Here is a 3,487-nt window from a genome sequence, read left to right as displayed (position 1 = left end):
AGCCACATTGCGCCGCGCGTTGGACGAGGTGCTGCTTGACGCCCGTTTCCATCAGCGGAAGTCGGCTTCGGCGCTTGAAATTGCTGAACATCTTCTGGCGCGTGCGGCGGACGGAGAACGGGACCTAGAGCGCCTGAAATGCTCGGCTTTCAAGAAATTAATCGGCGATGCCGCGCGCTTGCCGAGCTGGACTGCGTAGCGATCTCAAGACTCTTGCGGGCAGCTCTTGGGGATCGGTAAGGTCGATCGACGGCAACTTTCACTTGACGGCCTTAGTTCTCCTTCGGCGCCACGCGCCACGATCCTCAGCGCGTCATCCGGCAGCGGACGTTGCTCGGAGAAGCTGTTAGCCGGGACAAGGCGGCGGTTCTCCGGCTTCAGGCAGCCTGGCCAGTGCGGTGACGGCATTGCGGATGTTGGTGACCGGTGGCCCGCCGAACTTTGGTGGCGGCGGCATGCCCCAGCGCATCATGGCCAGCTCGCGGCCGGTGTCAGTGTTGCCGGGTAACCCGGAAACACGACCGGCATCGGTGCGAGGTTGCCGGCATAGCGGTTGACGACGCGAAACAGCGCGATGATCGCGGCTTGGTTGGTTGTGATGCTGTAGAGGTTTCACGTGCGCTTTGCGGACTACCGCTTCTTAAAGTCCGTTAGCTTGCGCATGTAGTAACCCTGTCTCTGAACGGCGAGCTTAATGTCCTCGCTGACGCTCGCTACTTCTAGCGCAATGCCCACCCGGCGGTGAGGCAGAATTCTTTCAGCATGGGGCAAGCCAGTAATGGAGCAAATTCATGAAAAAGATGCATCTAACAAAACTTGCAATTGCGGGCTCAACTGTCGCATGCGCGGCACTGTTCTCGTTTAGCTGGTCTGAACAACGCGGTGTCTCTATGTCAGTCGAGAGTGCCCAAGCACGGGTCGGTCGACCACTGACCCCAATGAGCGTTGCAGGTGTTGCTCGCCTGCAAGACCGACGGGCTGCGTACCGGTATGGAGCCGAGGTAGTCGGCGCTGGCGTCGCCGGCGCGGCCGCCGTCGGCGGCGCTGCTGCTGTGGCGGCTACATCGCCCAACTGGGGATGGGGAGGCGGCCCTTACTACACAGGCGGAGCTCGGGCAGCCAACGCCTACTATGCGGCGTCCACGGCCAGCTCCAGCAATGGCTGGTACATAAGTCCTACCGGCATGGCCTGCACATCGGGGACTTTGGTCGCAGGCACCAACGGTTTGCCGTTCCGCTGCCCGTAAAACACACGCGAAAGCCGGTGAAGCGGGCATCGACTTCGGCGCGTCAGCATACCAGCGACGTTATGGCACCCTGATCTGCTGCAGACTAGCGGAATTGATCGCACGCCCGGCACACCGAGTCAGCAAGGAGACGACTAGGAGGCGGTCCAAACGGCTGCCTCCTGATCAAACTCTTTCTGATTCTGCACGCGGATTGACCTTTCCTTTCAAAGGGCACCAACGGAGGGTGACGGTGATCAGGTTATTGGCTGTCCATCGCGATATCGATGCAGGTGATGCCACGTGCGGCGATTCAACCAGACGGCTTCATCACGCATTGGAAAATAGATGACAGCAATTTGGTGGCCTGCTCCTGAAGCCGAGAAGTCCCTCGAAACGAAGACGCTCCATGGCCGAAAAGTTGTGTTGAATGCTACCGCGGGCCACGATGTTGGTTTATGCACCAAGGCTAGGGGCCCGCCGGCAAATCCTCTATCGACGCACTCCGACGCGATTAACGCCGCCATTGGCATTACCGCCGACGTTATGACGGACTGCAGCGCGCGCAACGGGCCGTGGCCGGAGGGCAACGCCAGCCCGGGCAACGCAACCCACCGGATAGTCGACGTACTGGCAATACACGATCGCGCGGGCCGGTGATGGAGCAAGCGTGGCCCCTGCAAGTCCCAGAAGTGCGCTGGCAGCGATTCCTGTAACCGTCACTGACTTGATCGAAAGTCGCATCTTAGCCTTCATGATGTCCTCCTAAGGGTAGCAGAAGCCGCATTCCTACGGCTTACGATAGCGTGTGCCCGGACACATGAGCGACATTGACGTACATCAAGGGTGAACTGGGCTGTGCGTTAACTCCGTCGAACATCCTCCTTGTTCCCTACCGCCCGTCGCCTAGTTTACTGACAGCACCAACCGCGATCTTGATTCAGATCAACCAGCTTCATGATACCCGCACCAAAACAAGAGACCGACTGGGCTAGGGCAGTTAGTTGGTGCGTGCGATGACGCCGACTTGGTATGTCACCTTCGAGGTTCGTAAACGCGGCACGCTGCCGAAGCAGCGGAGCCCTCGGGAAACAAGGACCTTCGCTACGGAAGCAGAGGCCAAGGCATTCGTTCGTGCAAAGCTCGACGAAGGTCTCGTTGTATTTGCGGGCACGATCAATCCGCACGTCCCCAGGCAACTCATTCCGTCGCCCCGCATCCAAGCTTGGCTTGTCGATGAACAATGGAACGCTGAGCGAGATCCAGGTCCCGACGCGGAATAAGCACGTTCCCGTGCACATACACCGCTCTCAAGTGTTGCCATTTTATTACGGGCTTAGGTCTCATCGCTTTAGACTTGTGGACGTCGGGCACTTCATAAGAGCTCGCGTTCTCTGAACGAAAGAGCTCTGAGCATGGGGATATGGACGATGAAAAGGCTTTCGATGACTCCGCTCAGTCTCGCAGCGCTGAGCATGACGGCGCCTGCCATGGCCGCCGATATGGCCGTCAAGGCCGCGCCGCCGGCACCGGTGGTGGCGATCTACAACTGGAGCGGATTCTACATTGGCGCCAACGGAGGCTGGGGGCAGAGCCATGGTTGCGTGGATTTCCTGACGCCCGCCGGGACAGTCGCAGGTGGTTGCGCTGATCGTTCGGGCGGCCTTGTTGGCGGGCAGATCGGGTACCGCTGGCAAACGAACCAGTCTGTGCTCGGCTTGGAGGCGCAGGGCGACTGGGCCGAGATCAAGAACACACGCGTCAGCTTGATCGATCCATTGATCTCAACCACAGGCAAGATTGATGGCATTGGGCTGTTCACGGCTCAATTCGGATGGGCATGGAAAGCGTCGCTGTTCTATGTGAAGGGTGGCGCTGCGGTGACGCGCAATCGCTTTGATGTCTTCAACAACCTCACCGGAGTCGGCCTGACTCCGCAGGTCACACGCGCTGGGGCGGTGCCCTCGGTGTCGGCTGGGAATACGGTTTCTCGCCGAATTGGTCGTTCGGCATCGAATACGACCATCTCTGGATGGGGCGTGACAACACGTCCTTCGCGGGCGTGGTCACGCCAGGGGGCATCACCCTTCTCGGCAACGGGGTCAGTCAGGATGTGGACATGGTCACACTTCGGTTGAACTATCGTTTCGGCGGTTATTCGGCACCGGTCACCGCTCGCTATTGAACCGTACTTCCGCGCAGATTAGAGGTCCCGGCATGGCACCGGGGCCGCTCAATTAGGAACGGCAAAGGGTCTTCGC

Annotated in this window: 4 protein-coding genes and 2 pseudogenes; 3 read left to right on the top strand and 3 right to left on the bottom strand. The window is 59.6% G+C overall.

Annotation, left to right across the window (positions count from 1 at the left end; translation table 11 throughout):
- Nucleotides 1-199, top strand: a 199-nt coding sequence (locus CT676_RS43205; protein ID WP_205124643.1) for a hypothetical protein, incomplete at its 5' end; no start/stop codon positions are given.
- A gap of 147 nt (nt 200-346) precedes the next feature.
- On the opposite strand, the gene CT676_RS46215 is transcribed toward CT676_RS43205, so the two are convergent.
- The 3 genes and pseudogenes from CT676_RS46215 to CT676_RS45945 all read right to left on the bottom strand — a co-directional run bounded on the left by CT676_RS46215 (nt 347) and on the right by CT676_RS45945 (nt 1,982).
- The gene (locus CT676_RS46215; protein WP_256376509.1) at nt 347-472 is read right to left on the bottom strand and encodes a hypothetical protein; all 126 of its coding nucleotides are present in this window, start codon (nt 470-472) and stop codon (nt 347-349) included.
- Nucleotides 452-600 (bottom strand): annotated as a pseudogene (locus CT676_RS46400) (SOS response-associated peptidase); the annotation flags it as partial. The gene CT676_RS46215 and the pseudogene CT676_RS46400, both read right to left, overlap by 21 nt.
- Nucleotides 601-1,718: 1,118 nt before the next feature.
- The gene (locus tag CT676_RS45945; RefSeq protein WP_085398219.1) at nt 1,719-1,982 is read right to left on the bottom strand and encodes a hypothetical protein; all 264 of its coding nucleotides are present in this window, start codon (nt 1,980-1,982) and stop codon (nt 1,719-1,721) included.
- A 260-nt stretch (nt 1,983-2,242) separates the two neighbouring features.
- Between CT676_RS45945 and CT676_RS43185 the strand changes: the two genes are divergently transcribed.
- Nucleotides 2,243-2,509, top strand: a complete 267-nt coding sequence (locus tag CT676_RS43185; protein ID WP_135217305.1) for a hypothetical protein — start codon at nt 2,243-2,245, stop codon at nt 2,507-2,509.
- 147 nt (nt 2,510-2,656) lie between these two features.
- Nucleotides 2,657-3,411 (top strand): annotated as a pseudogene (locus CT676_RS43180) (outer membrane beta-barrel protein).
- The last annotated feature ends 76 nt before the right edge of the window (nt 3,412-3,487 follow it).

This window comes from Bradyrhizobium sp. MOS001, assembly GCF_004634465.1.
Lineage (GTDB): Bacteria > Pseudomonadota > Alphaproteobacteria > Rhizobiales > Xanthobacteraceae > Bradyrhizobium > Bradyrhizobium barranii.
Note: the sequence above shows the minus strand (reverse complement) of the source record. Positions and strands in the feature narration are given on the sequence as shown.